Source organism: Sphingomonas sp. 8AM (assembly GCF_902506455.1).
GTDB lineage: Bacteria > Pseudomonadota > Alphaproteobacteria > Sphingomonadales > Sphingomonadaceae > Sphingomonas.
On record NZ_LR733853.1, the window covers coordinates 1 to 1,066 of the forward strand.

A 1,066-nucleotide genomic window follows, 5' to 3' on the forward strand; every position below is an offset into this window, starting at 1 on the left:
CCGCGACCATTGCGCCTCGCTCAACTCGTACCGCTTAATCCCCATCACTCGCTCCGAGCCTCGACACGGATGCCTATGAATCAGCCTTCACGGCGTTTGGGAATCCTGAATGTCGATCCGGCCTAGAGGGCGGTCGAGAACCCGATCGTGATCTTGCGCCCGAAGACGTCGTACATCTGCGGTTGCGTATTGTACCAGCCACCATGGTTATTGACCATCAGATACGGATCCTTGTCGAGGACGTTGTTGATGGTCAGGCGAAGCGACGAGACCTTGCCGATCTTGATCGTGGCGCCAAGATCGAACAGGCTCGCCGCAGGGAGATAGGCACTCTGGCGCGAAATGATCGCGTCGGTTGCCGTCGGGGGCGTGCTGAGCACCGGATTGGACGATAGCCCCGAATATTTGACGGCTCCGCCGTAACGCCACAGTCCATTCACGGCCAGACCGCTCCACGGCACCGCCCAGACCACCCGCAGGGTATGCCGCCACGCCGCGCTCGGCGCAGAGCCGCAATTCTCCTTGCCGCCATAGCCGTAATAGCCGGTGCAGTCGAAAACGGGCTGCCCGGGCAGCTTATGCTGTTCGTTCTTGGTACGCAGATTGCCGACGAAATTGACGTCGATCGCGCCGAGATCCTTGTTGAAGACCTCGAGCGTGTCAAAGCGATAGCTGGTATTGAAATCCACGCCTTCGTTGATCTGTCGCCCGAAATTCGCCGGACGATTGTCCGCATAAGATCCCGCCACGTCGATCCGGCCGGAAACGGTATCTCGATTGTAGCGCGAGCAGTAGAAATCCTCCCCCGCCTGACACTGAATGAACGCGATGTACGGATCTACATAGCTGATGAATCCGATGATCTTGATGCGATAATAATCAACGTTGAAGTTGAAGCGCGGCAGAAACTTCGGCGTGATCGTCAGCCCGGCCGTAACTGATTGACGTGCTCCCCAAAGCTCCTCCAGTCATAACTGGAGTCCGGGGTTGTCATGGTGCCCGTCGGGGCGGTGTTGCACAACCCGCTTGGCAGCATCGGCGGGCGTCAGCCCGCCAACACCACTAT

The 1,066-nt window shown here is 58.5% G+C and carries 1 protein-coding gene; it reads right to left on the reverse strand.

Annotated features, from left to right (window positions below; all coding sequences use genetic code 11):
• Nucleotides 1-122: 122 nt before the first annotated feature.
• Nucleotides 123-968: a TonB-dependent receptor domain-containing protein gene (locus tag BACI71_RS17595; protein ID WP_159761499.1), complete on the reverse strand. Its 846-nt coding sequence runs from the start codon at nt 966-968 to the stop codon at nt 123-125.
• Nucleotides 969-1,066 lie beyond the last annotated feature (98 nt).